We start from the raw sequence: 25148 nt of genomic DNA, 5'->3' as shown, positions 1-25148 counted from the left end.
CGCCGGGCACCGACGCCGGGCACTGACCTCGGAGGGCGCGCTCACCGGGCCGTAGAATCGGCCCGGTGAGCGCTTCGAAACCCCTCGCCGTCTGCGTCTTCTGCTCCTCCAGCGGGACGATCGACCGCCGCCACGTCGACCTCGCCGCCGAGGCCGGGGCCGAGCTGGCCCGCCGGGGGCACAGCCTGGTCAGCGGCGGCGCCCAGGTGTCGTGCATGGGCGCCGTCGCCCGCGCCGCGCGGGCGGGCGGCGCCCGCACCGTCGGCGTGATCCCCGAGGGCCTCGTCGCCGTCGAGATCTCCGACGAGGACAACGACGAGCTGATCGTCACGCCCGACATGCGCGCCCGCAAGGGCGAGATGGACCGCCGCAGCGACGCGTTCCTCATCCTCCCCGGCGGCATCGGCACGCTGGAGGAGCTGTTCGAGGTGTGGACGGCCCGCGTCCTCGCCATGCACGAGAAGCCCATCGTGATCCTCGACCCGACCGGTGTGTACGACCCGCTCCGCGAGCTGATGCGCGGCCTCACCGAGCAGCACTTCGCCCGCCCGAAGATCTGGGACGCCATCGGCTGGACATCGTCCGTTCCGGAGGCGTTCGACCTGCTGGAGCGGTCCCAGCCGAGGATCGAGTTCTCCCCGGGCGACTACGCCGAAGCGGAACTCTGACCCGGACCCGCCGTGACCGAAGGAGACGAATGAGCGCCGACGTGCCCGCCTCGCGGGAGCTCGCCGGGATCGCCGAACTCGCCGCCCGCACCGCGGGCGGCCCGCTGCGGACCGCGTTCCGGTCCCGTCCGGAGGTCGACGTGAAGCGCGACTTCCACGACCCGGTCACCGAGCACGACCGGGCGGCGGAGGAGACCATCCGCGCGGTGCTCGCCGAGCACACGCCCGGCAGCGTCGTCGTCGGCGAGGAGGGCGGCGCGCGCGGCGGCGCGGACTCCCACGTCCGCTGGTACGTCGACCCGATCGACGGGACCGCCAACTTCGCCGTCGGGCTGCCGTTCTTCTGCGTGTCGATCGCCGCCGTCGCGGACGGCGAACTCGTCGCCGGAGTCGTCTACGACCCGGTGCGCGACGACATGTTCACCGCGTCCCTGGACGGCGCGACCTGCAACGGCGAGCCGATCCGGAGCCGGGGCGCGGCGAGCGACGCGACCGCCGTCGCCGCGTCGTCCTACCCCAGCGCGGCCGACCTGCGCGGCGGCGACCGCGACGAGACGCTCGCCCGCTTCGGCCGGATGGTGGACGCGTTCGCCACCCTCCGCAGGCCGGGCAGCGCCGCGCTCACCCTCGCCCACGTCGCCGCCGGGTGGACGGACGTGGCGTTCGACCCGTCCATCAACGCCTGGGACGTCGCCGCCGCGCTCCTGCTCGTCCGGCAGGCGGGCGGCACCTACCTGCCGCTCGGCGGGCGGGACGGCGACCCCGACTGGGACGCCCCCGGCTACCTCGCCTGCGTCGCCGGGTTCGACCTCGCCGGGTCGGTGATGACCGAGGTCGCGGGGCTGACCGCGATGGGCGCGGGCAGGTGACCCGCGCCGCCGACTGGATCGTCACCGACCTCGACGGCACGCTCGTCGAGCGCGACGGGACGATCGTGGAGCCGAGCCGCGCCGCGCTGCGCCGCTTCATGGACGCGGGCGGCACGGTCGTGATCGCGACCGGGCGCGGCGAGGAGTCCGCGCTGCCGTACTACCGGGCGCTCGACCCCGGCACCCCGGCGATCCTCTACAACGGCGCCCGCGTCGTGGACCTCGGCACCGGGGACGTCCTGCACCGGCGCACGCTGGGCGCGGCGGCGTGGACGAAGCTCGCGGACGGGTTCGGCGACCTGCCCGGCGGCGTCTGGCCCGTCCCGTTCAGCGGCGGCCGGGCCCACGCCCGCCCGGCGGACGTGGCCGCGGCGCCCGCGCTGCGCGACTACGCCCGCCGCGACGGCCTCGGCCTGCGGCCCGTCGCCTCCTGGGACGAGCTGCCGCCCGCCGACGTCATCAAGGTCATGCTGATCTGCGACGGTCCCGAACTGATGGACGCGGCCGAACGCGCCGTGACCCGGACGGTCTCCGGCGTCACGCTCGTCCGCTCCGAGGCCAACTACCTGGAGGTCCTCCCGGAGGGCTCGTCCAAGGGCGCGGCGCTGCGGGAGCTGGCCGCCGCGCGCGGCGTGCCGCTGGAGCGGGTCGCCGCGATCGGCGACAACCCCAACGACCTGGACATGATCCGCGCGGCCGGGCTCGGCGCGGCGGTCGGCGACGCGGCGGAGGCGGTCCGGGCCGCCGCCGACGTCGTGGTCGGGACGTGCGCGGACGGCGGCGTCGCCGACCTCGTCGCCCGCGTCCTGCCCTGACGCCGGGGGCCGTCAGCGTTCGACGAGGGTGAGCGCGAACGAGTAGCGGCTCGCGCGGTAGACGTGCGTGCCGTACTCGATCGCGGCGCCCTTGTCGTCGTAGGCGGTGCGGGTCATGGTCAGCAGCGGGACGCCGCGCCGCTCGTCCAGCAGCCGCGCCTCGGCGGCCGTCGCGCCGCGCGCCCCGATCGTCTGGTTCGCGATGCGCAGGTTGACGCCCGTGCCGCGGAGCAGCTCGTAGAGGCCGTGCTCGGTGAGGTCGTCCGCGGTCAGCGCGATCAGGTCGCGCGGCAGGTAGTTGGTGAGCAGCGCGAGCGGCTCGTCGCCGGTGCGGCGGAGCCGCCGGATCCGGGTCACCTCGGTGCCCGCCGGGACGCCGAGCTCCTTCGCGACCCGCTCGTCGGCCGTCGTCGGGCCGAGTTCGAGGACGGACGTGCGCGGCTCCCGCCCGGCCGCCAGCAGGTCGTCGTGCAGGCTCGTCAGCTCGATCGGGCGGCGGATCTCCGACTGCACCACCTGCGTGCCGACGCCGCGCTTGCGGACGAGGAGCCCGCGGTCCACGAGATGCTGGATCGCCTGCCGTACCGTGGGGCGGGACAGCCCGCAGCGGTCCGCGAGCTCGACCTCGTTCTCCAGCCGGGTGCCGGGGGTCAGCTCGCCCGCCCGGATCGCCGCCTCCAACTGCTGGGCGAGCTGGTAGTACAGCGGCACGGGGCTGGTCCGGTCAACGGCCACCCGGGGTCGGTACACGCGGCGGCCTCCTCTCGTCCGGGACGATCGTACCGCCGTCCGTGTGCTTAACTTATTACCTCCTAATGTCATGACAAAGCCGCCTGGGGAGTGAGCAGATGATCAGAGATCGCGTCGCGGCCGCCCCGATCTCGTGGGGGGTGTGCGAGGTGCCCGGCTGGGGGCACCAGATGGAGCCGGGACGGGTGCTCGCGGAGATGCGCGACCTCGGCCTCGCCGCCACCGAGTTCGGCCCCGACGGCTTCCTCCCGGCGGGCGCCGCCGAGCGCGCCGCGCTGCTGGCCGCGCACGGGCTCCGCCCGGTGGGCGGCTTCGCGCCGGTCGTGCTGCACGACCCGGAGCGCGACCCGCTGCCGGAGGTGCGGCGCGTCCTGTCCGGGTTCGGCGCGGAAGGTGCGGAAGGTGCGGGAAGCGGTGGAAGTGTGGAACGCTCCAATCCGGGGCTGACGCTCGTGCTGGCGGCCGTCCACGGCCTGGACGGCTACGACGAGCGTCCCGCGCTCGACGCCGCCGGCTGGACGGCCCTGCTCACCAACCTCGACCGGATCGCCGCGCTCGCCGCCGAGGCGGGCGTCCGCGCCGTCCTGCACCCGCACGTCGGGACGATGGTGGAGCGCGCGGACGAGGTCGAGCGCGTCCTCGACGGCTCCGGCGTCCCGCTCTGCCTGGACACCGGGCACCTGCTCATCGGCGGCGTCGACCCGGTCGCGCTCGCCGCCCGCGCCACCGGCCGCGTCGCGCACGTCCACCTCAAGGACGTCGACGCCGCGCTCGCCGACGAGGTCCAGCGGGGCGAGGTGCGGTACACCGACGCCGTCCGGACCGGGATCTACCGGCCGCTCGGCGCGGGCGACATCGACATCGCGGCGATCATCGGCTCCCTCGAAGGCGCCGGGTACGACGGCTGGTACGTCCTGGAGCAGGACACCGTCATCGACCACGAGCCCGCCCCGGGCGCGGGCCCGGCGGGCGACGTGCGAGCCTGCGTCGACTACCTCGCCGGGATACCGGCATGAGCGACGGGAGCAGCGTGTACGACGTCATCACGATGGGACGGGTCGGCGTCGACCTGTACCCGCTCCAGTCCGGGGTGGGGCTGGACGAGGTCGAGTCGTTCGGCAAGTTCCTGGGCGGCAGCGCGACCAACGTCGCCGTGGCCGCCGCCCGGTACGGCCGCCGCTCCGCCGTCGTCACCCGGACCGGCGCGGACCCGTTCGGACGGTTCGTCCGCCGCGCGCTCGGCGAGTTCGGGGTGGACGACCGGTTCGTCGCGGACGTCCCCGGCCTGCCGACGCCCGTCACGTTCTGCGAGCTGTTCCCGCCGGACGACTTCCCGCTGTACTTCTACCGCTTCCCGAAGGCCCCCGACCTGGAGATCCGGGCCGAGGAGCTGGACCGTCCGGCGATCGAGTCGGCCCGCGTGCTGTGGACGACGATGACCGGGCTGTGCGCCGAGCCGTCCAGGACGGCGACGCTCGCCGCCCTCGGCCTGCGCCGCGGCGCCGACGTCACGGTCCTCGACCTCGACTACCGGCCCATGTTCTGGGAGTCGGCGGACGAGGCGCGGCGCTGGGCGGGCGAGGCGCTCGGGCACGCCACGGTCGCCGTCGGCAACCTCGCCGAATGCGAGGTCGCGGTCGGGGAGCGGGACCCGGAGCGGGCGGCGCGGGCGCTGCTCGACCGGGGCGTGCGGCTCGCGGTCGTCAAGCGCGGCCCGGAGGGCGTGCTCGCGGTCGCGGCGGACGGCGCGACGGCCGAGTCGCCGCCGGTGCCGGTCGGGGTCGTGAACGGGCTCGGCGCGGGCGACGCGTTCGGCGGCGCGCTGTGCCACGGGCTGCTGTCCGGCTGGGACCTGCCGCGGATCATGGCGTTCGCGAACACGGCCGGGGCGATCGTCGCGTCCCGCCTCTCCTGCGCGGACGCCATGCCCGACGAGGCCGAGGTCACCGCGCTGATGGAACGGGAGACCCCGGCGTGACCCCTGAAACGAGAACCCCCGAAACGAGAACCTCCGAAACGAAGACCTTCGACACGAAGGCGGACCGGGTCGCGCGGCTCGCCGAGACCCGCGCGCTCCGTCCGGGCGCCGTCGCCGAGGCGTCGGAGCGGCGCACGAAGCGCGCCGAGCTGCTCGGCGCGTCCGGGCGGCTCATGCTCGTCGCCGCCGACCACCCGGCCCGCGGCGCGCTCGCCGCCGGGTCCGACCCGCTCGCCATGGCCGACCGCGGCGAGCTGCTCGACCGGCTGTGCGTGGCGCTGGAGCGTCCCGGCGTGGACGGTGTGCTCGGCACGCCGGACGTGATCGAGGATCTGCTGCTGCTGGGCGTCCTGGACGGCAAGGTCGTGATCGGCTCGATGAACCGGGGTGGCCTGGCCGGGACGTCGTTCGAGATCGACGACCGCTTCACCGCCTACGACGCGCGGGCGATCGCGGCGTCCCGCCTGGACGGCGGCAAGATGCTCCTCCGCGTCGACGACTCCGACCCGGCGACCGCGCGGACGCTGGAGGGCTGCGCGCGGGCCGTGACGGCGCTCGCGGGGTATGGGCTCATGGCCATGGTCGAACCGTTCGTCTCGCGCCGCGTGGACGGGCGCGTCCGCAACGACCTGTCGCCGGAGGCGATGATCCGGGCCGTGTCGGTCGCGTCCGGGCTCGGCGCGACGTCGGCGCGGACGTGGCTGAAGGTGCCGGTCGTCCAGGACATGGAGCGCGTGATGGCCGCGTCGACGCTCCCGGCGCTGCTGCTCGGCGGCGAGGTGTCCGCCGACCCGCGCGGGACCCTGGAGGGCTGGCGCCGCGCGCTGCGGCTGCCGACCGTCCGCGGCCTGGTCGTCGGCCGCTCCCTTCTCTACCCCGCGGACGGCGACGTCGCCGGAGCCGTAGATGCCGCAGTGGAGGTGCTGTGACCGCAGCGAAGCGAGGATCACGGCGCTCCCCGTTGGGGGGTCTGGGGGGCGCCCCCCAGAAAGGAAGGGTGCTGTGAACCTGCATTTGCCCGCCGGTACCGCGGGCGATGACACGTACGACCTGGTCGTGACGCCGGAGTCGGCCGGATGGGGCTACTCGGCGCTGCGCGTGCTCACCCTGCCGGACGGCGGCGGGGTGCACGAGTTCGACACGGGCGAGTTCGAGACGATCGTGCTGCCGCTCGCCGGGTCGGGGACGGTCGAGTGCGACGGCGAGCGGTTCGCGCTGGCGGGACGCGACAGCGTGTTCAGCCGGGTCAGCGACTTCGCCTACGTGCCGCGCGACGCCCGGGTCCGGCTGCGCGGCCGGGGACGGTTCGCGCTCGCGGGGGCCCGTTGCGGGACGCGCCTCGAACCGCGCTACGTCCCGGCCGAGGACGTCCCGGTGGAGTTGCGCGGAGCGGGCGCGGCGAGCCGCCAGGTGAACAACTTCGGCACCCCGGACGGCTTCCCGTTCGCGGAGAAGCTGATCACGTGCGAGGTGCTGACGCCGGGCGGCTGCTGGTCGTCGTTCCCGCCGCACAAGCACGACGAGGACCGTCCGGGCGAGTCGGTCCTCGAGGAGATCTACTACTTCGACGTCGCGGGCGACTCGGGTATGGCGTACCAGCGCGTCTACGGGACGGCGGAGCGCCCGATCGACGTGCTCGCCGAGGTGCGCGGCGGCGACGCCGTCCTGATCCCGCACGGCTGGCACGGCCCGTCGATGGCCGCGCCGGGGCACGACCTGTACTACCTGAACGTGATGGCCGGGCCGGGGACCGAGCGGGCGTGGCGGATCTGCGACGATCCCGCGCACGCCTGGATCCGCGGCACCTGGGACGGGCAGCCGGTCGATCCCCGGCTGCCCCTGACGTCGGCGGAGGGACGATCATGAGGTTGACGGTCGGGCAGGCCGCGGTGCGGTTCCTGGCGGCGCAGCACTCCGAACGGGACGGCGAGCGCCGCCGCTTCTTCGCGGGCTGCTTCGGGATCTTCGGGCACGGCAACGTCGCCGGGCTCGGGCAGGCGTTGCTGGAGCGCTCCGCCGACCTCCCGTACCTGATGGCGCGGAACGAGCAGGCGATGGTGCACGCCGCCGCCGGATACGCCCGCATGCACGACCGGCTGGAGACGTTCGCCTGCACGACGTCCATCGGCCCCGGCGCGACGAACATGGTCACCGGGGCGGCGCTGGCGACGATCAACCGGCTGCCCGTCCTGCTGCTGCCGGGCGACGTCTTCGCGACGCGGCGCGCCAACCCGGTGCTGCAAGAGCTGGAGGACGCCCGCTCCTACGACGTCTCGGTCAACGACTCCTTCAAGCCGGTGTCGAAGTACTGGGACCGCGTGAACCGTCCGGAGCAGCTGCCCGGCGCGCTCATGGCGGCCATGCGCGTGCTGACCGACCCGGCCGAGACCGGCGCGGTGACCCTGGCGCTGCCGCAGGACGTGCAGGCCGAGGCGTACGACTGGCCGGACGAGCTGTTCGAGCCCCGCGTGTGGCGGATCGCGCGCCCGGTCCCGGAACCGGCCGCGCTGGACGAGGCGGCCGCCGTCCTCCAGACGGCGCGGCGCCCGCTGATCGTCGCGGGCGGCGGCGTGATCTACTCGCGGGCGACCGACGAGCTGCGCGCGTTCGCCGAGCGCACCGGCATCCCGGTCGCGGAGACGCAGGCGGGCAAGGGCGCGCTGCCCTGGGACCACGACCGCGCCGTCGGGGCCATCGGCGCGACCGGCTCCACGGCCGCGAACGCGCTGGCCCGCGACGCGGACGTCGTGGTCGGCATCGGCACCCGCTACAGCGACTTCACGACCGCGTCCCACAGCCTGTTCGCGGACCCGGACGTGAAGTTCGTGAACGTGAACGTCGCCCGTCCGGACGCGGTGAAGCTCGGCGGCGTCTCCGTCGTCGCGGACGCCCGCGAGGGCATCAGGGCGCTGAACGCGGCCCTGAGCGGCTACGAGGTCCCGGTCGAGCACCGCGACAAGGCCCGCGTCCTCGCCGCCGACTGGAACGCCGTCGTGGACGACGCCTACGCCCGTGGCCACGGCGTCCCGCCCGCCCAGACGGAGATCATCGGGATCGTCAACGCGGAGTCCGGCCCTCGGGACGTGGTCGTCTGCGCCGCCGGGTCCATGCCCGGCGACCTGCACAAACTGTGGCGCGCCCGCGATCCCAAGGGCTACCACGTCGAGTACGGCTTCTCCTGCATGGGCTACGAGATCGCCGGCGGGCTCGGCGTGAAGATGGCCGCGCCCGACCGCGAGGTGTTCGTCCTGGTCGGCGACGGCTCGTACCTGATGATGGCGCAGGAGCTCGCCACCGCCGTCGCGGAGGGCGTGAAGCTCGTCGTCGTCCTGGTGCAGAACCACGGCTACGCCTCGATCGGGAACCTGTCGGAGTCGGTCGGCGCGCGGCGGTTCGGCACCCGCTACCGGGCCCGCACCGCCACCGGGCTGGACGGCGACGTCCTCCCGATCGACCTCGCCGCCAACGCCGCCAGCCTGGGCGCGGACGTCCTCCGCGCGGACGACGCCGACAGCTTCCGCGAGGCGCTGCGGACGGCGATCGCCTCGTCCCGGACGACGGTCGTGCACGTGGAGACCGACCCGCTCGTCCCGGCGCCGGACAGCGAGGCGTGGTGGGACGTGCCCGTCGCCGAGGTCGCGGAGCTGGACGACACCCGCGCCGCCCGCGCCCGCTACGACGACGCCCGGAAGGCCCAGCGCCGCTACCTCTGAGCGGGCCGCCGAGTGGACCGCGCGGGCCGTCCGAAAACGCCGCGATCGCGGTTCCATTTGTCCGTTGAATCAAGATTGTCCTGGGGGTTTGCCGCCCCGCCGGTGCTCGTTCACCGCCGGTTCAGGGGCGGCGACCAGGCTCCCGCGTGATGTCCTCACGTGAAGGAGTGCCCATGTCCGTGACCCGTCGCGGAGTCGTCAAGGGCGGCGCGGCCGGCGCGCTGTCCATCGCGCTCGCCGGAAGCCTGGACGGAATCTTCCAGACCTCCGCGGGCGCCGACACCGGAGAGGCGTACGGCTACGGCCCGCTGATCCCCGACCCGAAGGGCGTCCTGGACCTGCCCAAGGGCTTCTCGTACAAGACCCTGTCGGTGGAGGGCGACCCGATCTCCAACGGCGTCGTCGTCCCCGGGCACCACGACGGGACGGCGACCTTCCCGGTGCAGGGCGGTCACGGCCACGGCCACGGCGGCAGGCACGGGAGCACGCTGCTCGTCCGCAACCACGAGCAGAGCAACAACGGCACCCGCGCCGTCGCGTCCGCCGAGCTGACCTACGACCCGGCCGCCAACGGCGGCACCACCACGCTGGAGGTCGACCGCGACGGGAACCTCGTCTCGCAGTACGTCAGCCTCGCCGGGACGGCCACCAACTGCGCCGGCGGCCGCACCCCCTGGGGGACGTGGCTGACCTGCGAGGAGACCGAGGGCTTCACCGGCCAGACCAAGAGCCACGGCTGGGTCTTCGAGGTCGACCCGTACGGCAAGAAGACGAAGCCGGTGCCGCTGACCGCGCTCGGCCGCTTCGCGCACGAGGCCGTCGCCGTCGACCCGCACACGCTCACCGCCTACCTCACCGAGGACGCGTCGAAGCCGTTCGGGCTGCTCTACCGGTTCACCCCGCGCGCCCACCGCGGCGCCTACCACGCCTACCAGGCGGGCGGGAAGCTGGAGGCGCTGAACATTCCCGGCGTGCCGGACCTGTCGGTCGTCACCGAGCCCGGCACGCGGCTGCGCGCCCAGTGGCTGCCCGTCCCGGACCCGTCCGCCGCGGCGACGTCCACCCGCAAGCAGTTCGACACGGTCACGCGCAGCCAGAAGCTCGAAGGCGCCTGGTGGGGCCACGGCAAGGCGTACTTCGTGTGCAGCTACTCGAGGAAGTCCGACGGCGCGGCGGGCGACCACGCGGGCCAGGTCTGGACGTACGACCCGCGCAAGAACGAGATCGAGCTCCAGCTCATCTTCAAGCCGGGCGGCCGCTTCGACGGCCCGGACAACATCACCGTCTCCCCGTACGGCGGCGGCGTGATCCTCGCCGAGGACGGCGACGGCGAGCAGTACCTCATCGGCACCACGCGCAAGAACAAGCCGTTCGCGATGGCCCGCAACGCGCTCAACGAGAGCGAGTTCACCGGCGTCACGTTCTCGCCGGACGGCCGCATCCTGTTCGCCAACCGGCAGTCCGACCCGGGCGCCACGTTCGCGATCACCGGGCCCTGGCACCGCCTCCGGGGCTGATCCTTGTGGGGGGCGACCCCCACACCCCCGAGAAGCCGGCTGGACTCCCCTCCACTCCGCTGGCGCTCCCTTCCGGGAGCCCAGCCGGTTACGCCAGCCCCCGGCGGGCGACCGCCGGGGGCCTGACGCCCTGGATGGACGCCACCATGTCCAGCACCTGGCGCACGCCGTCCGCCTGCGCGTCCGGCACGCGGAACAGCGCAGCGCCCAGCCACGCGTAGACGGACGCGGCGGCGAGCAGCCCCGGATCGGGCTCCGGCGCGTCCGTCTCCAGCGTGACGAGGACCTCCGCGCCGGCGGCGGCGAGCCGCTCCACCTCGCCCGCCGGGGGCCTCGTTCCCGCGTCCACGACGCCGTCCGGGACGGGCGCGTTCCATGCCACGACCTTCCGCTCTCGCAACCCCATGCCGCCAAGCGTGGCACGATCTGGGTCCGGGAATCGTCCTCGGGTAGGGGACACGGGGAGAAGGAGCTGATCGTGGTCGTGGTTCTCGTCCTGGCCGGCCTGGCCGTGCTGGGGGCGGTTGTCGCCCTCGCGATGGGCCGGGGCGGCGAGCTGGCCGGGACCCATCCCGACCATCCGCCGCTGCCGCTCGGCGCGGACGGCCGTCCCGTCACCGGGCCGGACGTCGTCCGGATCCGCCTGCCCCGCACCATCTGGGGCTACCAGCCGCAGGTGACGGACGAGGCGCTGCGGCGGCTCGCGTCCGCGCTGTCCGAGCGCGACGCCCGCGTGGCCTCGCTCGAACGCCGCCTGCACGACATGCGCCACCGCACAGGCGGCGCCGCCGCCGAGCCGATCGGCGCCCTGCACGGCCTGGAGGACCCCGTCCCGAACGGTGCGCAGCCCGCGCCGCACGACGAGACGCGGGACGAGACTCTTCGCGAGACTCCCGGCGAGCAGGTCGGCGGGCCGGGGGAGGAGCGGTCGTGAGCACGGTCGCCGTCCACGCCGAGGCGGTCTCGGCGGCTCCGGCCGACCGCCTCTTCGCCGTCCTGACCGACTGGCCCCGGCACGCCGACTGGATGCCGTTCACCCGCGCCGAGGGCGGCGACCGGGTCGGGGACGAGCTGCGGGCGTTCACCGGCGTCGGCCCGGTCGGCTTCCTCGACACCATGGTGATCACCGACTGGCGGCCCGGCCGCCGGGTCGCGGTGCGGCACACCGGGCGCGTGGTGCGCGGCGAGGCGTGGTTCAAGGTCGTCCCCGAGGGGGAGGGCAGCCGCGTCGTGTGGGCCGAGCGCGTCGACCTGCCGCTCGGGCCGCTCGGCCGCGCCGGATGGCTGGCGGCCGGTCCCGCCGTGCGGGCGTTCATGCGGCTCGGGCTCCGCCGCCTCGCCGCCCTGGCGGAGGAGCCGGCCGCCCGTTCTGTCGGAGGCGTGGGGTAGAACGGGACGGATGAGCACCGCGATCCTGGGCGACGACGGGCTGGCCCGCTGCCCGTGGGGCCTGTCCGCCCCCGACTACGTCGCCTACCACGATGACGAGTGGGGCCGTCCCGTCCGCGACGACGTGGGCCTCTACGAGAAGCTGTGCCTGGAGGCGTTCCAGTCGGGGCTGTCCTGGCTGACGATCCTGCGCAAGCGGGAGGCGTTCCGCGCCGCCTTCTGCGGGTTCGACCCGGAGAAGGTCGCCTCGTTCGGGCCCGGCGACGTCGAGCGGCTGATGGACGACGCGGGCATCGTCCGCAACCGCGCCAAGATCGACGCCACGATCGCGAACGCCCGCGCCGCCCTCGACCTGCCCGGCGGCCTCGCCGAGACCGCCTGGCGGTACGCCGACCCCGCCTCGCCCGCCTACACCGACATGGACGACGTGCCCGCCTACACCGAGGCGTCCAAGGCCCTGGCCAAGGAGCTGAAGAAGCACGGGTTCCGCTTCGTCGGCCCCACCACCGCCTACGCCCTCATGCAGGCGTGCGGCCTCGTCGACGACCACCTGACCGGCTGCCACCGCCACGGCGCCTACCGCCCCTGACCCTGCGCGGCCTCTGACTTCGCGCGGCCTCTGACCTCGCGCCCGGCCGGGTCTTGCCCGGCCCGGGCGCTCGGCCAGGCCGGTCACTCGCCAGGCCGGGCGCTCGGGCGGCCGGGTCACTCGGCCTTGGCCGCTTCGAGGACGGGGATCCCGGCGGCGCGCCGGGCGGGCAGCGCGGACGTCGCCAGCGTGACCGCCGCCGCGCCTGCCGTGACCAGCGCGACCAGCCACCACGGCGGCGCGACCGAGAAGAACGAGCTGCCCGTCGCGAGGTGCATCACCAGGACGGTCCCGAGCGCCGAGCCGAACCCGAGCAGGACGCCGAGCAGCACGACCGTCGCCGCCTCCCACCGGACGATCGACCGGATCTGCGTCACCGTCGCGCCGACCGCGCCGAGCAGGCCGAACTCGCGGGTCCGCTCGCCAACGCTCATCGACACGGTCGTCGCCATCCCGAACAGGGCGAGGACGAGCGCCATCCCGATGAAGCCGTAGATGACGCGGAGGCCCTTCGTCATCCCGCTCGCGGCCGTCTTCACGTACCCGGACCGGTCGAGCACCTCCACGCCGGGGACGCCCGCGACCGCGCGGGCCAGGTCCGCCTTCGTCCCGCCGCGCACGAGGACCGCCTGCGTGGCCGCGCCTGGGTCGAGGCCGTCCATGGTGGCGGACGACACCAGCGCCTGGTCGGCGAACAGGTGCGACGGGTCGTGGTAGGCGCCCGCGACGGTCAGCGCGACCCGTCCCCGCGCGCCGCGCACCACGATCCGCTGTCCCTTTTTGATCTTCTGCGCCTTCATGACGGTCGAGGCGAGCCCGATCTCGCCGGGCCGCAGCGGGCGCAGGTTCCCGCCGAGGTCGAGCACGGACGGCAGCGCCGCCGGGTCGGCCCCCGTCACCATCAGGTAGTACGGCTCCGGCTCCTCGTCCGGCAGCGGCTTCGGCGGCGGGTCGACGAGCCTCGTCTCCGTGGTCGTGAGCGCCATCGCGTGCGACACGCCGGGCGCGGCGGCGGCCTTGTCCGCCGTGTCGCGGGGCAGCGGCGCCGGTCCGGACGAGGTCATCCCGGTCGCGGCGATCGCGTGGTCGGCCCGCAGGACCTGCGTCCCGGCCTCCTCGAACCGGTCGTTCACCGACAGGACCATGAGCGCGGTCGTGGAGACCAGCGCGACGCCGAGCATCAGGGACGACGCCGCCGACGACACCCGGCGCGGGCTGCGGGTGATCGTGGCGCGGGCGAGCCGCCCGGCCTCGCCGCTGACCGCCGTGCCGATCCGCCCGACGAGGCCGCCGAGCGGGCCGACGAAGAAAGGGGCGAGGACGGCGAGCGCCGCCACCGTCGTCATGCACCCCATCAGCACCAGCATCGACGTGCCGACGGTGCGCTCCGGGCCCGGCGGCTCCTCGGACCGGATCGCGAAGATCGCCCCGAAGAACATCCAGGCGCACGCGAACACCGAGAACGCGCCGAGCAGCCGGGACCAGCGGCGTCCCGGCGTGTCGGCGCTCGCGGCGCGCAGCGCCTGCATCGGCGAGATCCGCGCGGCGCGGCGGGCCGCCCGCCACGCGGCGAGCTGGGTGACGAGGACGCCGGCGGCGGCGGGCGCGGCGAGCGCGATCCAGCCGAACTGGACGTCGGCCGCGCTGATGTCGAAGCCGTCCTGCGCGAACAGCTTCGTGAGCAGCGCCGCCACCGGGTACCCGGCGAGCACCCCGCCCGCGGACGCGACCAGGCCGAGCGCCAGCGCCTCCAGCCGGATCAACCGCTTGATCTGCCGCGGCGTCGCGCCGATCGCGCTGAGCAGGGCGAGCCGCCGGGTCCGCTGCCGGACGAGCGTCCCGAACGTGTTCGCCACGACGAACAGCCCGACGAACACCGCCACGGACGAGAGCATCCCGATCACGCCGCCCAGCGACGCCCCCGCGGACGCCAGGTCGGCGGACTGGGCGTGCCGCACGGCGGCCGCCGTCCGCACGGTGACGTCCTTGCCGCGCAGGTCGCGGTCCAGGTCGGCGCGCAGCTTCGCGGGCGCGACGCCGGGCGCGGCCTTCACCCACACGCCCTGCCACGTCCCGGCGGGCAGGCCGGCGGCCTGCCGGACGGTCTCCGGCGGCGCGAGCAGCAGGTCCCCGCTCGCGACCGCGCTGCGGTCCTGCACGGTGGCGACGCCGACGACCTTCCACGTCCGGCCCTGCTTCGGCAGCGTCACCTGGACGGGGTCGCCGACGCTGAGCTTCCCGGCGCGGGCGACGTGCCGCGTGACGACGACCTCGCCGTCCGCCGCGGGCGCGCGTCCCGACTCCAGGTGGTACGGGTTGAGGCGGGTGTCGGCCGGCCAGGGGCGCAGGGTCGTCCCGGCCCCGGCCGGAGGCGTGATCGCCTTCCCGCCCTTCCCGGACGCGGTGACCGGCACCATGGCGTCCCCGGCCGTCCCCGCGACGCCCGGACGCCCGGCGACGTCGGCCAGCCGGACCCGGCCGTCCGGCGTCGCGTAGACGTCGCCCGGGTCGGACGTCCCGCCGAGGACGAGCACGTCCGACCGGGAGTACTCGCTGGCGTCGCTGCCCGACACCGCCTCCTGCGCCCGCAGCGTGAACTGCAGCGAGCCCGCCATCAGGCCGATCGAGAACAGCGCCGCCAGCAGCGTGGCGAGCAGCCGGACCCAGCCCTCGGCGAACGAGCGGCGCGCGATGAGCCACATGCCGCTCAGCCCTCCATCCGCCGCATGGCGGCGTGGACCTGGTCGATGGTCGGCGCGAGCAGCTCCCGGACGACCATCCCGTCGGCGAGGAACAGCACCCGGTCGGCGTGCGCGGCGGCCACCGGGTCGTGCGTCACCATGATCACCGTCTGCCGGTAGGCGTCCACCGCGCCGCGCAGGAACCCGAGCACCTCGGCGCCCGAGCGGGAGTCGAGGTTGCCGGTCGGCTCGTCCGCGAACAGCACCTCGGGGCGCGTCAGCAGGGCCCGCGCGACCGCGACCCGCTGCTGCTGCCCGCCGGACAGCTCGCTCGGCCGGTGGTCCAGCCGCCCGCGCAGCCCGAGCGAGTCGACGATCTCGTCGAACCAGCGGCGGTCGGCGCGGCGGTTGCCGAGCCGTCCGGTGAGGCGGATGTTCTCCTCCGCCGTCAGCATCGGCAGCAGGTTGAACGACTGGAACACGAACCCGAGCCGGTCGCGGCGCAGCTTCGTCAGCCGCGTCCTCGACAGCTCGGTGATGTCGACGTCGCCGATGAACACCGAGCCGGAGGACACCGTGTCCAACCCGGCCATGCAGTGCAGGAACGTCGACTTGCCGGAGCCCGACGGCCCCATGATCGCGGTGAACCGGCCCCTCGGGAACGCCGCCGAGACGCCGCGCAGCGCGGTCACCGCGCCGTCGCCCGTCCCGTACGACTTGACCACGTCGCGAGCGGCGGCCACGAGGTCGTGGACGTGCCCGGCAGGGGGTGCGGCGGTCGTCTGTGTCATGCCCTCCAGCCAACCGCCCGGCACCCCGCTCCACACTGGCGCACGCTCCCCATCCGCTGGTGGGGAAGGCCCCACCGGGGGGCGTGGGGCTAGCGGCCCTCGAAGACCGGCTTCGCCTTGTTCAGGAAGGCGTCGGTGGCGTTGTGGTGGTCGCTGGTCTTCTCGCACTCGTCCTGCAGCTCGGCCTCCCGCTCCAGCGCGGCCGCCAGGTCGTGCGTCGCGGCGAAGTCGAGCGCCGCCTTGACCGCGCCGTAGGCGGCCGTCGGACCGGCCGCGAGCCGCCGCGCCAGCTCCACCGCCGCCGGGGCCAGCTCGTCCGCCGGGACGACCCGGTTCGCGAGCCCGAGCTCCAGCGCCTCCGGCGCCGTCAGCGGCTCGCCCAGCAGGAGCAGCTCGGCGGCCTTCGCGCGGCCGACGAGGCGCTGCAGCGTCCACGACATGCCCGAGTCAGGGGCGAGGCCGATCCCGGTGAACGCGGTCGCGAACCGCGCCTTGTCCGACGCCACGACCAGGTCGCACGCCCACGCCAGGGACGCGCCCGCGCCCGCCGCCACCCCGTTCACGGCCGCGACGACCGGCTTCCGCATCCCGGCGAGCGCCAGCACGATCGGGTTGTAGTGCCTGCGGACGGTGTCGTCCAGCCCCTTCCCGGCGGCGAGGTTCGCGGCGTGCTCGCGCAGGTCCTGCCCGGCGCAGAAGGCCCGGCCCGCGCCGGTGAGGACCACCGCGCGGGCGGCCGGGTCGGCCGCGGCGCGCACCACGGTCGCGCGCAGCAGCTCCTTCATCTCGGCCGTCAGCGAGTTCATCCCGTCGGGCCGGTTCAGGGTGATCGTCCCCACGCCGTCGGTCACGTCGTACAGCACGGTCTCAGCCATCGTCGGCCACCTTCACGCGTCGTCCCGGATCCTCTGGAGATCTTCCCAGGCGGCCGCCGCCGAACCCGGAGGCGGGGCCCTGGGGACGGGGCGCGGCGATGTCCCGAAAGGCCCGTGGGAAGGCGCCGAAACACGTGTCCGCGGGCCCTGTGAACGCCCCGGACTTCTGATCTGGAGGCTGATCGTTACCACTTCGCGCCCGGAAGACGAGATAATGGACCACTACTGATGACGCGGATGCGACACGCGGCCACGCGGCCAACGGTGTGCGAGGCCGCGGCCCTACCCAGGAAGGGGATGTACGCATGGCGGCGATGAAGCCGCGGACGGGAGACGGTCCGCTTGAGGTGACCAAGGAGGGACGCGGAATCGTCATGCGGGTCCCCCTCGAAGGCGGCGGCCGCCTCGTGGTCGAGCTCTCCGCCGACGAGGCGAAGGAACTGGGCGAGGCCCTCAAGGACGTCGTGGGCTGAGACGTCGCGGGGGCGACGCCCTCCGCCGTTCCCGGTCTGGTCGGCGACGGTCCCGGCGGCTCCGCCGGGGCCCTTGCCGTCCCCGGGCCCGGCCCCGCTCGCCGCCCGCCCGCCCGCCGCCCGATCCGAGCTTCACCCGAGCACCGAGCTCCACCGACCGCCGAGCTCCACCGACCACGGGGGGAATCCGCCGCCATGCCCATCGAGACCCGCATCCACGGCGCCTCCGGCACCGTGTCGCAGACCGCGGCCGCCCTCGGGGCCGAGGCGGTCGCGGTTCCCGTCCGGCAGGGCCCCGAAGCGCCCGCCGCCGAGGTCGCGGAGTCGCTGCCCTTCACGCTGGACGAGCTGCTCGAACTGCACCGCGCCAAGGGCGAGCCCGGCGAGATCACCGCCACCCAGGTCCGCGTCGGCGACCGGGTGCGCGAACTGCTGCTGTACGGCGTGGGCGCCGCGTCACCGGCCGACCTGCGCAAGGCGGGCGCCGCGCTCGCCCGCCGGGGCCGGGGCCGGACCGCGCTGGTCGCCGGGGTCCCCGCGGGCGACCTCGCCGCGTTCGTCGAGGGCGCGCTGCTCGCGTCCTACGAGTTCAAGATCGGCGCGCCGCCCGCCCGGCGGGCGCTCGGCACGCTCGCCGTGCTGACCGAGGCCGGGCCGGAGTCCGACGCGCCCGCGATCGAGCTGGGCGCCGCCCGCGCCCGCGCCGCCGGGCTCGCCCGCGACCTCGCCAACACGCCGTCCCGCGAGAAGGACCCGTCCTGGCTCGCCGCGCAGGCCGAGCGGGTCGCCGCCGACGCGGGCCTCGCCGTCCGCGTGCGCGGCGAGAAGGAGCTGCTGGACGAGGGCTTCGGCGGCATCCTCGCGGTCGGCGCCGGATCGGCCCGCCCGCCCCGGCTGATCGAGCTGTCCTACGTCCCGGACGGCGCGCCGGACCGCCACGTCGTGCTGGTCGGAAAGGGCATCACGTTCGACAGCGGCGGCCTGTCGCTCAAGCCGAACGACAACATGAAGACGATGAAGACCGACATGGCGGGCGGCGCGGCGGTCATCGCCGCGATGAGCGCGCTGCGCGGGCTCGGCGTCCGCGCCCGGGTGACGGGGCTGGTCGCCGCCGCGGAGAACATGCCGTCCGGGTCGGCGATGCGGCCGAGCGACGTGATCACCCACTACGGCGGGACGACCTCCGAGGTCCTGAACACCGACGCCGAGGGACGCCTCGTCCTCGCCGACGCGATCGCCTACGCCGCCGCCGAGCTGGCCCCGGACGCGATCGTCGACGTCGCGACGCTGACCGGCGCGGCCAAGGTCGCCCTCGGCCTCCGCCACGGCGCGCTGTTCGCCACCGACGACGACCTCGCCCGCGCGCTCACCGAGGCGGGCGCGGCGGCGGGCGAGCCGGTGTGGCGGCTGCCGCTCGTCGCCGACTACCGGGCCGCGATCGACTCCGACGTCGCCGACGTCAACAACATCGGACGCGGCGGCTACGGCGGCGGGTCGATCACGGCGGCGCTGTTCCTGCGCGAGTTCACGGGCGACGTCCCCTGGGCGCACCTCGACATCGCCGGGCCCGGCCGCGCCACGTCCGACGACGCCGAGATCAGCCGGGGCGCGACGGGCTTCGGGGCCCGGCTGCTGCTCCGCTGGCTGACCGCCTGACCGCGTCCCCTACTTGGCGCGGCGGTCGATCACCGGGACGCGGCGGAACCGCCTCGCCTGCTTGACGACCTGCGCGAGCGTCGCGTCCCAGCCCTCGTCGACCGCGAAGCACCACGGGACGGCCGCCGCCGTGGCCGGGACGTCCCGCATGGTCAGCGCCACGAGATGGGGCCGCTCCGACGTCCGCGCCAGCTCGGCCAGTTCCTCGGTGGGCAGGAAGACGAGGTAGTCCTGCTCGCCGCGGCGGGTGCCGCCGACGCCGCGCCGCAGCGCCGCGACCGCCGCCACCTCCGGCCAGGGGAGCACGCGGCCGGACCGGCGGGGGAGCGGCCAGCGCGCCGGGCGGCGCACCCCGTCGGCGGCGAGTTCCAGGACGGGACGCCGCGTCAGCATCCCCCCGGCCGACACGGCGAGCCCCGCCCCGAACATCGCGAGCCCGGCCACGCCGAGCACCGTGATCGTGACGCTGCCCACCCCGGCGCCCCGGACGATCCCGCCCGTGACGAACGCCACCGAGGCGAGGAACAGGATCAGGAACGCGACGAGCCGCCACGTCCCGCGCCAGGTCACCCGCTGCCGCACCGCGAAGACCTCGGGCGGCGCCGAGGTCGAGGAATGGGCGGTCAATCGCGCTTGACGGCGCACAGCAGGCCGTCGCCCACCGGGACCAGCAGCGGGACGAGCCGGTCGTCGTCCCGGATCATCCGGTGCACCTCGCGGATCGCCTCGACGTCCGGGTCACGGCGGTCGGGGTCGGCGACCCAGCCGCCCCACAGCGCGTTGTCGAACGCGACGACGCCGCCCGGCCGCAGCAGCCGCAGCGCGTCCAGGAGGTACTCGGGGTACTCGCGCTTCTGCGCGTCGCAGAACACCATGTCGTAGGCGCCGTCGGTGAGCCGCGGCAGCACTTCGAGCGCCGGGCCGACGATCATCCGGGTGCGGAACGCGCCGAGCCCCGCCTCCCGGTACGCCTGCTTGGCGAGGCGCTGGTTCTCGGGGTCGATGTCGACGCTCGTGAGCACCGCGTCCTTCGGCATGCCGCGCATCAGCCAGACGCCGGACACGCCGCAGCCGGAGCCGACCTCCACGACCGTCCGGGCGCCGAGCAGGGTCGCGAGGAAGCGCAGCGCGGCGCCGCCCGCCGGGCCGATCGGGGACGCCCCGACCTCCTCGCCGCGGCGCCGCGCGGCGAGCAGCGGCTCGTCTTCCGGGAGGAACCCCTCCACAAAGGCCCGGGTGGCCTGATCGGCGTCGATGGCTGCCTCCTCAAGGGACCCCCGCCTGGCTCCTGCTGGGAAGACCATATCGTTGACGGGGAACCAACCGGGGTTCCAGCGCGTTGTAGCCGCTGAAGGGACCTGTCCGCCGGACGGGTCGAACCCACGAGATCCGAGTCGGTCCAGCACCGCCCCAGCCCAGGCGAGACCGTGCCGTTCCAAGGCGAGACCTTGGCTACGAGAGAGGAACAGCCCGGCACCATGGGAGTCGCAGCACTCAGTTTCAGAAGCGCTGTGGGGGTCGGCCCCGGGCAGGGGATCGGTGGCGCCGCGCGCACGCGCGAGAACGCGCCGGAAGCCGAATGGGCGCCGCCGTCATGGGACGAGGTCGTCCGCGAGCACGGCGCCCGCGTGTACCGGCTCGCCTACCGGCTGACCGGCAACCAGCACGACGCGGAGGACCTCACGCAGGAGGTCTTCGTCCGCGTGTTCAGGTCCCTGTCGAACTACACCCCGGGGACGTTCGAGGGCTGGCTGCACCGGATCACCACGAACCTGTTCCTCGACATGGCGCGGCGCCGCCAGCGCATCCGCTTCGAGGGACTCGCCGACGACGCCGCCGAACGCCTCCAGGGCCGCGAGCCGACCCCGGCGCAGGCGTTCGACGACAGCAACTTCGACGCCGACGTGCAGGCCGCGCTCGACGCGCTGGCCCCCGAGTACCGCGCGGCCGTCGTGCTGTGCGACATCGAGGGCCTGTCGTACGAGGAGATCTCGGCCACGCTCGGCGTCAAGCTCGGGACCGTGCGAAGCCGCATCCACCGCGGCCGGGCCCAGTTGCGGGCCGCCCTGGAGCACCGCGCGCCGACGCGCCGGCGCCCCGGGACACGCAACGAGTTCCAGCCCGTGGACGCGGCCGGGGCCGTCGCCGCCGGCGAGGCGCCGCACGTGGCGGGCCCGGCCCTGCCCGAGCCGGTCCGGCCACAGCCGGAGGGCGTGTAAAAAAGCTGTGCTTGCCGCGCGGGGCGGGACCGCGCGGGCGTGTCAGGACGGAACCACGGAGGGCGGCATGACCGCAGCGAGGCGAGGATCATGGCGGCCCCCCTTCGGGGGTCTGGGGGACGTCCCCCAGAAAGGAAGGGCGGCATGACCGCAGCGAGGCGAGGATCATGGCGGCCCCTCACCGGGGGTCTGGGGGGCGCCCCCCAGGAAGGCAGGGCCGCGTGAGTTGTCTGGGGGAGCGTCTGACCGCTCTGGTCGACGGTGAGCTGGGGCACGAGGAGCGCGACCGCGCGCTCGCCCATCTCGCGTGCTGCGCCGGTGCAGGGAAGAGGTCGCCTCGCTGCGCAGGCTCAAGGGCCGGCTGCGGGGCCTCTCGGAGACCCCGGCGACCGACGGTGCCGACGACCTGCCGTCTCCCGACTTCCTTCTCCGGCTGCAGTCGCTGCCCACGTCCGGCGGTGTCCCGGCCGAGCCGGCGCAGCCGCCCGCGCCGCCCGCGGCGCGGCACTCCGCCCGGCCCCTTCGATCATCGGCCCGCCCGGCCCGGCCGGCGGCCGGCGGCCGGCCGCGCGACAACCGCCCCGGCGGGCACGCCGCCGCGCTGCGCGTCCATCCCCGGCGCCGCTACCTGGTCGTGGGCGCCGCGACCCTGTTCATCGGGCTCGGCGCCGCCTCCTACGTGGCGGGCGGCGGGCAGGACGCCCCGGCCGTCACCCCCGCGTTCGACCGGTTCGCCGTCGAGCACGCGCTGACCTCCGGCGACGCGCCGATGACCGATCCGCTCACCGACCCGGTCAACCAGGTCCAGGTCTCCCCGGGGCCGTGAGCGCCCAGACCCTGACCCGGCCGGGACGGCGCACCACCGTCCTGGCCTGCGGGCTCGCCTGCGGGCTCGCGCTCGCCGGGGCCCTCGCGGGCGACCCGGCCGCGGTCCGCCGCGTGCGCAGCGACCCGGGCGCGGTCGGCCTGCTGCGCGCCGCCGCCGACGCGGCCCGGCGCGTCCCGTACGAGGGGCGCCGGTTCCTGACGACGTGGAGCCGCAACCGGTCGAGCACGTCCCTGGTCGCGGTGTCGCACACGCCCGGCGAGGGCGTCCGCTACCACCGCTCCGGGCCGAGCGGCTCCACCGGCTCCACCGGTCCGGCGAGGTCGACCGGCTTCACCGGGGAGGTCTTCCGGCCCGACCCGGCGGGCGGCGGCGACGCCGGGCTCACGTCCGCGACGCTCGCCCTGCTGACCCGCAACTACTCGGTGGTCCGCGGCGCCGACACGACGGTCTGCGGGCGGCGCGCCCGCGTCGTCGAGGCCCGCCGCGCGGACGGCACCGCCGCCGGGCGCTTCTGGCTCGACGCCCAGACCGGCCTCGTGCTGCACCGCGAGCTGATCGACGCGACCGGGCGCCCGGTGGTCGTCAGCGGCTTCACCGAGATCAGCTACACCGTCCCGGCGAAGGCCGCCGCGCCCTACGGCCTCGGCGGCACCCGCGGCGGGATCTCCCGCTTCCCCGGCTCCGGGACGGACGGCTCCGCCGCGGCCCGGGGCGGCGGGCACGTCGCGACCCTGTGGGGCGACCGGTTGGACCGCGCCGACCTCGCCGGGCTCCGCGAGCGCGGCTGGCCCGTCCCGAAGGACCTGCCCGGGCACCTCACCCTCTACGAGGCGCGCCGCGAGACGGGCGGCGACGGGCCCGTCCACCTCAGCTACTCCGACGGGCTCGCGTCGGTGTCGGTGTTCGTCCAGCGCGGACGCCTGGACGAGCGCGCCATGACCGGCTGGCGGCGCGGCGTCCGGGGCGGCCGGACGGTGTTCCGCCGCGAGGAGCTGCGGCGCTGGGCCGTCTCCGCGGGCAAGGGCTACGTCTACACCGTCCTCACGGACGCCCCGCAGAGCACCGCCGTGGCCGTCGCGGCGAGCATGCCGGGCGGCTCCACCCCGTTCTGGACGCGGGTGTCCCGGGGCGCGCACCGCCTCACGAGCTCGGTGAACCCGTTCGACTGATTCCGCGTCGAAGCGAATGATCACGCGGGCCGGGACCGTTGCCCTAAGGTCTTATGCTCGCCACATGCCATTCGGGGCACGATGAGCACGGATGACGAGAACCATGCTCGGTAGGAGAGATGGGGATGACGGAAGACAACCGCGGGCCCGTCGGGGCGCCGTCGGGGGACGACGAGCTCGCCCCCGGCCGGGAGCCTGAACGGCAGGAGGCGGCTCCTCCCGAGACGGTGACCGACCAGGAGCTCCCCCTGGACCAGCCGGTGGACGACCCCGAGCCCGGCCGGGAGCCGGACGCGGCGGCGGCCTCCGAGCACGGCCCCGAACCGGCTTCCGCGGCCGCCGCCGACGACGACCCGGAGCCCGGCCGCGACCACGCGGCCGACAACGGCTCCGACCGGCTCGTCGCGGGCGGGTTCGCCCCGCCGGACCCGGGCCCGTCCGGCCCGCCGGACACCAGCGAGGACGTCCTGTCCAACGGCTCCACCGCCTCGCCCGGCCCCCGGGGACCGCAGGGCGCCGCCGGCTCCCCGTCCGACCTCGGACCGCAGGAGGTGCCGGTGCAGGACGCCCCGCCCCACGACATGCCGCAGCCCCCGCCGCCCGTCCCGCTCGACAAGCCCGCCGCCGACGCGCCCGGGGAGCGCGGGCGGCCCGGGTTCGTCCCCTACGACCAGGACCCGCGCGCCGCGCAGCACGGCCGGCCGTACGGCGGCTGGCCGCAGCAGTCCCACCACGCGCCGCCCCCGCCCGGGGGAGGGCCCGGCGGCCCGCCGATGGGCCCGCCGCCCGCGCCGATGGGCCCGCCTCCCGGACCGGGTGGTCCGGGTGGGCCGCCTCCGGGCGGTCCGGGGCCGCGTCCGATGGCCGGGTACGGGATGCCGCCCGGCGGCCCGAACTGGGCGCCGGTGCCCGCGCTCCCGTCCGCGTCGCGCGGCGGTCCGGGCCTCGGCCTGCTCGCCGTCGTCGCGCTGATCATCGCGCTGGTGGCGGGCGCGGTCGGCGCCGGGGTCGGCGTGATCGCGACCGGCGACGACGATGACGGCGGCTCGGTCAGCCTCGGCGGGAGCGACAGCAGCGACACGAAGGTGCAGGCCCGTCCGCCGGACTCGGTCGCCGGGGTGGCGCAGCGGGTGCTGCCGAGCGTCGTGATGATCCGCGTGCAGTCCTCGCAGGGCGAGGTCGGCGGGACCGGCTTCATCGTGAACGGCGGCTACGTCGTCACCAACAACCACGTCGTCGCGGGCGCCAACGGCGGGCAGATCCAGATGGTCTTCAACGACAAGAAGACGCTGCCCGCGACGGTCAAGGGCGCCGACCCGAGCTCGGACGTCGCCGTCCTCAAGCCCGAGGGCCAGCACTCGCTGCCCGCGCTCGCCGTCGGCGACTCCAGCCGGATCGCGGTCGGCGACCCGGTGATCGCGATCGGCTCGCCGCTCGGCCTCCAGGGCTCGGTCACCACCGGCATCGTCAGCTCGCTGAACCGCGCCGTGCCGACGCAGGGCGAGGGCGGCGGCGACGCCTCCTACCTGAACGCCATCCAGACCGACGCGGCGATCAACCCCGGCAACTCGGGCGGCCCGCTGGTGGACGCCAAGGGCCGGGTGATCGGGATCAACACCGCGATCGCGACGCTCGGCGGCCAGGGCCTCGGCGGCGAGCAGCAGAGCGGCAGCATCGGCCTCGGCTTCGCGATCCCGATCAACCAGGGCAAGCGGATCGCCGAAGAGATCATCAGGAACGGCAGCGTGAAACAGGCCAAGCTCGGCGTCCTCCCCGACCCCCGGTACCAGGACGGCGGCGCCCGCATCATGCCGCAGCCGGTCAACAACCAGGACCCGGTCACCAAGGGCGGCCCGGCGGACAAGGCGGGCCTCAAGCCCGGCGACGTGATCACGGCCATCGACGACCGTCCGATCGAGGACGCGACCGACCTGATCGCGCAGATCCGCAGCCGCGCCCCCGGCGACAAGATCAAGGTGACGTACCAGCGGGGCGGCAAGGAGAACACCGTCGAGGTGACGCTCAGCGCCGACTGAGGGTGGGCCCGGGGGGGATTCGCCCCCCGAAGTGGCGTGGACGTTGTTCAGGTCCGGTTCATCCGGGCGCGGGATACGCTGTGGGGACCGGTCCGGCTGCGCGACCGGTCCCCTTCGGCGGTGTGTGGAGG

25 protein-coding genes and 1 pseudogene are annotated in these 25148 nt (G+C 75.1%); 19 read left to right on the top strand and 7 right to left on the bottom strand.

What is annotated here, in order from left to right:
• The first annotated feature begins 65 nt into the window (after positions 1-65).
• The 3 genes from FXF68_RS15285 to FXF68_RS15275 are packed head-to-tail and all read left to right on the top strand — an operon-like array spanning position 66 to position 2352.
• A complete protein-coding gene (locus FXF68_RS15285; protein ID WP_067891116.1) occupies positions 66-668 on the top strand; it encodes an LOG family protein in 603 nt (200 codons plus the stop codon).
• A 29-nt stretch (positions 669-697) separates the two neighbouring features.
• A complete protein-coding gene (locus FXF68_RS15280; protein ID WP_148759675.1) occupies positions 698-1537 on the top strand; it encodes an inositol monophosphatase family protein in 840 nt (279 codons plus the stop codon).
• Positions 1534-2352, top strand: a complete 819-nt coding sequence (locus tag FXF68_RS15275; RefSeq protein WP_148759673.1) for an HAD hydrolase family protein — start codon at positions 1534-1536, stop codon at positions 2350-2352. The genes FXF68_RS15280 and FXF68_RS15275 overlap by 4 nt, the downstream gene beginning before the upstream one ends.
• Positions 2353-2364: 12 nt before the next feature.
• Here the strand turns inward: FXF68_RS15275 and FXF68_RS15270 are convergent, their stop codons facing one another.
• Positions 2365-3087, bottom strand: coding sequence for a GntR family transcriptional regulator (locus tag FXF68_RS15270; protein ID WP_246178710.1), 723 nt, complete (start codon positions 3085-3087; stop codon positions 2365-2367).
• A 113-nt stretch (positions 3088-3200) separates the two neighbouring features.
• Between FXF68_RS15270 and FXF68_RS15265 the strand changes: the two genes are divergently transcribed.
• The 6 genes from FXF68_RS15265 to FXF68_RS15240 all read left to right on the top strand — a co-directional run bounded on the left by FXF68_RS15265 (position 3201) and on the right by FXF68_RS15240 (position 10310).
• Entirely contained in the window at positions 3201-4118 is a 918-nt protein-coding gene (locus tag FXF68_RS15265) for a TIM barrel protein (protein WP_148759669.1), read from the top strand.
• Complete coding sequence (iolC, locus tag FXF68_RS15260; protein WP_148759667.1) at positions 4115-5080, top strand: 5-dehydro-2-deoxygluconokinase; 966 nt, start codon at positions 4115-4117, stop codon at positions 5078-5080. Before FXF68_RS15265 ends, iolC begins: the two co-directional genes overlap by 4 nt.
• Complete coding sequence (locus FXF68_RS15255) at positions 5077-6009, top strand: Cgl0159 family (beta/alpha)8-fold protein (RefSeq protein WP_148759665.1); 933 nt, start codon at positions 5077-5079, stop codon at positions 6007-6009. Before iolC ends, FXF68_RS15255 begins: the two co-directional genes overlap by 4 nt.
• Before the next feature lie 73 nt (positions 6010-6082).
• Entirely contained in the window at positions 6083-6946 is an 864-nt protein-coding gene (iolB, locus tag FXF68_RS15250; RefSeq protein ID WP_246178709.1) for a 5-deoxy-glucuronate isomerase, read from the top strand.
• The gene (gene iolD, locus FXF68_RS15245) at positions 6943-8793 is read left to right on the top strand and encodes a 3D-(3,5/4)-trihydroxycyclohexane-1,2-dione acylhydrolase (decyclizing) (RefSeq protein WP_148759662.1); all 1851 of its coding nucleotides are present in this window, start codon (positions 6943-6945) and stop codon (positions 8791-8793) included. Before iolB ends, iolD begins: the two co-directional genes overlap by 4 nt.
• A 173-nt stretch (positions 8794-8966) precedes the next feature.
• Complete coding sequence (locus tag FXF68_RS15240; protein ID WP_148759660.1) at positions 8967-10310, top strand: alkaline phosphatase PhoX; 1344 nt, start codon at positions 8967-8969, stop codon at positions 10308-10310.
• 88 nt (positions 10311-10398) lie between these two features.
• On the opposite strand, the gene FXF68_RS15235 is transcribed toward FXF68_RS15240, so the two are convergent.
• A complete protein-coding gene (locus FXF68_RS15235) occupies positions 10399-10716 on the bottom strand; it encodes a hypothetical protein (RefSeq protein WP_148759658.1) in 318 nt (105 codons plus the stop codon).
• A gap of 72 nt (positions 10717-10788) precedes the next feature.
• Between FXF68_RS15235 and FXF68_RS15230 the strand changes: the two genes are divergently transcribed.
• Genes FXF68_RS15230 through FXF68_RS15220 form a run of 3 tightly spaced genes read left to right on the top strand, consistent with a single transcriptional unit; the run spans position 10789 to position 12288 of the window.
• Complete coding sequence (locus FXF68_RS15230) at positions 10789-11244, top strand: hypothetical protein (protein ID WP_148759656.1); 456 nt, start codon at positions 10789-10791, stop codon at positions 11242-11244.
• Positions 11241-11699: an SRPBCC family protein gene (locus FXF68_RS15225; RefSeq protein WP_148759654.1), complete on the top strand. Its 459-nt coding sequence runs from the start codon at positions 11241-11243 to the stop codon at positions 11697-11699. The genes FXF68_RS15230 and FXF68_RS15225 overlap by 4 nt, the downstream gene beginning before the upstream one ends.
• Before the next feature lie 10 nt (positions 11700-11709).
• Positions 11710-12288 (top strand): DNA-3-methyladenine glycosylase I, encoded by a 579-nt coding sequence (locus FXF68_RS15220; RefSeq protein WP_148759652.1) that lies wholly within the window; start codon positions 11710-11712, stop codon positions 12286-12288.
• A gap of 116 nt (positions 12289-12404) precedes the next feature.
• Here the strand turns inward: FXF68_RS15220 and FXF68_RS15215 are convergent, their stop codons facing one another.
• From FXF68_RS15215 to FXF68_RS15205, 3 genes are all read right to left on the bottom strand, one after another.
• Positions 12405-14990 carry an FtsX-like permease family protein gene (locus tag FXF68_RS15215; protein WP_148759650.1) on the bottom strand — a complete coding sequence of 862 codons (2586 nt, stop codon included), beginning with the start codon at positions 14988-14990 and terminating at the stop codon, positions 12405-12407.
• A 5-nt stretch (positions 14991-14995) separates the two neighbouring features.
• Complete coding sequence (locus FXF68_RS15210) at positions 14996-15760, bottom strand: ABC transporter ATP-binding protein (protein ID WP_148759648.1); 765 nt, start codon at positions 15758-15760, stop codon at positions 14996-14998.
• Between the two features lie 89 nt (positions 15761-15849).
• Positions 15850-16635: an enoyl-CoA hydratase-related protein gene (locus tag FXF68_RS15205; RefSeq protein WP_148759646.1), complete on the bottom strand. Its 786-nt coding sequence runs from the start codon at positions 16633-16635 to the stop codon at positions 15850-15852.
• Positions 16636-16940: 305 nt separating this feature from the next.
• Here FXF68_RS15205 and FXF68_RS15200 point away from each other — a divergent pair, with 305 nt between their 5' ends.
• Together FXF68_RS15200 and FXF68_RS15195 are read left to right on the top strand one after the other, a co-directional pair.
• On the top strand, positions 16941-17108 hold the full coding sequence (locus FXF68_RS15200; protein WP_083980698.1) for a DUF3117 domain-containing protein: 168 nt from the start codon (positions 16941-16943) through the stop codon (positions 17106-17108).
• A 195-nt stretch (positions 17109-17303) separates the two neighbouring features.
• Positions 17304-18764, top strand: coding sequence for a leucyl aminopeptidase (locus tag FXF68_RS15195; protein WP_148759644.1), 1461 nt, complete (start codon positions 17304-17306; stop codon positions 18762-18764).
• Between the two features lie 9 nt (positions 18765-18773).
• On the opposite strand, the gene FXF68_RS15190 is transcribed toward FXF68_RS15195, so the two are convergent.
• On the bottom strand, positions 18774-19391 hold the full coding sequence (locus tag FXF68_RS15190; protein ID WP_148759642.1) for a hypothetical protein: 618 nt from the start codon (positions 19389-19391) through the stop codon (positions 18774-18776).
• A complete protein-coding gene (locus FXF68_RS15185; protein WP_246178708.1) occupies positions 19388-19990 on the bottom strand; it encodes an O-methyltransferase in 603 nt (200 codons plus the stop codon). Before FXF68_RS15185 ends, FXF68_RS15190 begins: the two co-directional genes overlap by 4 nt.
• 252 nt (positions 19991-20242) lie before the next feature.
• On the opposite strand from FXF68_RS15185, the gene sigE reads away from it, so the two are divergent.
• From sigE to FXF68_RS15165, 5 genes and pseudogenes are all read left to right on the top strand, one after another.
• Positions 20243-20983, top strand: coding sequence for an RNA polymerase sigma factor SigE (gene sigE, locus FXF68_RS15180; RefSeq protein ID WP_246178707.1), 741 nt, complete (start codon positions 20243-20245; stop codon positions 20981-20983).
• A 167-nt stretch (positions 20984-21150) separates the two neighbouring features.
• Positions 21151-21264 (top strand): annotated as a pseudogene (locus FXF68_RS44770) (hypothetical protein); the annotation flags it as partial.
• A 26-nt stretch (positions 21265-21290) separates the two neighbouring features.
• Positions 21291-21809, top strand: coding sequence for a hypothetical protein (locus FXF68_RS15175; protein ID WP_246178706.1), 519 nt, complete (start codon positions 21291-21293; stop codon positions 21807-21809).
• Complete coding sequence (locus FXF68_RS15170) at positions 21806-22981, top strand: sigma-E factor regulatory protein RseB domain-containing protein (protein ID WP_148759638.1); 1176 nt, start codon at positions 21806-21808, stop codon at positions 22979-22981. Before FXF68_RS15175 ends, FXF68_RS15170 begins: the two co-directional genes overlap by 4 nt.
• Positions 22982-23106: 125 nt before the next feature.
• Positions 23107-25017, top strand: coding sequence for a S1C family serine protease (locus tag FXF68_RS15165; protein WP_148759636.1), 1911 nt, complete (start codon positions 23107-23109; stop codon positions 25015-25017).
• Positions 25018-25148 lie beyond the last annotated feature (131 nt).

This window comes from Actinomadura decatromicini, from assembly GCF_008121305.1.
Classification (GTDB): Bacteria; Actinomycetota; Actinomycetes; order Streptosporangiales; family Streptosporangiaceae; genus Spirillospora; species Spirillospora syzygii.
The sequence above is the reverse complement of the archived record's forward strand: the minus strand, read 5'-3'. Positions and strand labels throughout refer to the sequence as shown.

Excerpts from the sequence above, each read along its gene's own strand:
- FXF68_RS15215 (WP_148759650.1), bottom strand. The coding sequence starts at position 14,990 with ATGTGGCTCATCGCGCGCCGCTCGTTCGCCGAGGGCTGGGTCCGGCTG.
- FXF68_RS15265 (WP_148759669.1), top strand. The coding sequence starts at position 3,201 with ATGATCAGAGATCGCGTCGCGGCCGCCCCGATCTCGTGGGGGGTGTGC.
- FXF68_RS15280 (WP_148759675.1), top strand. The coding sequence starts at position 698 with ATGAGCGCCGACGTGCCCGCCTCGCGGGAGCTCGCCGGGATCGCCGAA.
- sigE (WP_246178707.1), top strand. The coding sequence starts at position 20,243 with ATGGGAGTCGCAGCACTCAGTTTCAGAAGCGCTGTGGGGGTCGGCCCC.
- FXF68_RS15235 (WP_148759658.1), bottom strand. The coding sequence starts at position 10,716 with ATGGGGTTGCGAGAGCGGAAGGTCGTGGCATGGAACGCGCCCGTCCCG.
- FXF68_RS15240 (WP_148759660.1), top strand. The coding sequence starts at position 8,967 with ATGTCCGTGACCCGTCGCGGAGTCGTCAAGGGCGGCGCGGCCGGCGCG.
- FXF68_RS15220 (WP_148759652.1), top strand. The coding sequence starts at position 11,710 with ATGAGCACCGCGATCCTGGGCGACGACGGGCTGGCCCGCTGCCCGTGG.
- FXF68_RS15200 (WP_083980698.1), top strand. The coding sequence starts at position 16,941 with ATGGCGGCGATGAAGCCGCGGACGGGAGACGGTCCGCTTGAGGTGACC.
- FXF68_RS15205 (WP_148759646.1), bottom strand. The coding sequence starts at position 16,635 with ATGGCTGAGACCGTGCTGTACGACGTGACCGACGGCGTGGGGACGATC.
- iolD (WP_148759662.1), top strand. The coding sequence starts at position 6,943 with ATGAGGTTGACGGTCGGGCAGGCCGCGGTGCGGTTCCTGGCGGCGCAG.
- FXF68_RS15210 (WP_148759648.1), bottom strand. The coding sequence starts at position 15,760 with ATGACACAGACGACCGCCGCACCCCCTGCCGGGCACGTCCACGACCTC.
- FXF68_RS15165 (WP_148759636.1), top strand. The coding sequence starts at position 23,107 with ATGACGGAAGACAACCGCGGGCCCGTCGGGGCGCCGTCGGGGGACGAC.
- FXF68_RS15195 (WP_148759644.1), top strand. The coding sequence starts at position 17,304 with ATGCCCATCGAGACCCGCATCCACGGCGCCTCCGGCACCGTGTCGCAG.
- iolC (WP_148759667.1), top strand. The coding sequence starts at position 4,115 with ATGAGCGACGGGAGCAGCGTGTACGACGTCATCACGATGGGACGGGTC.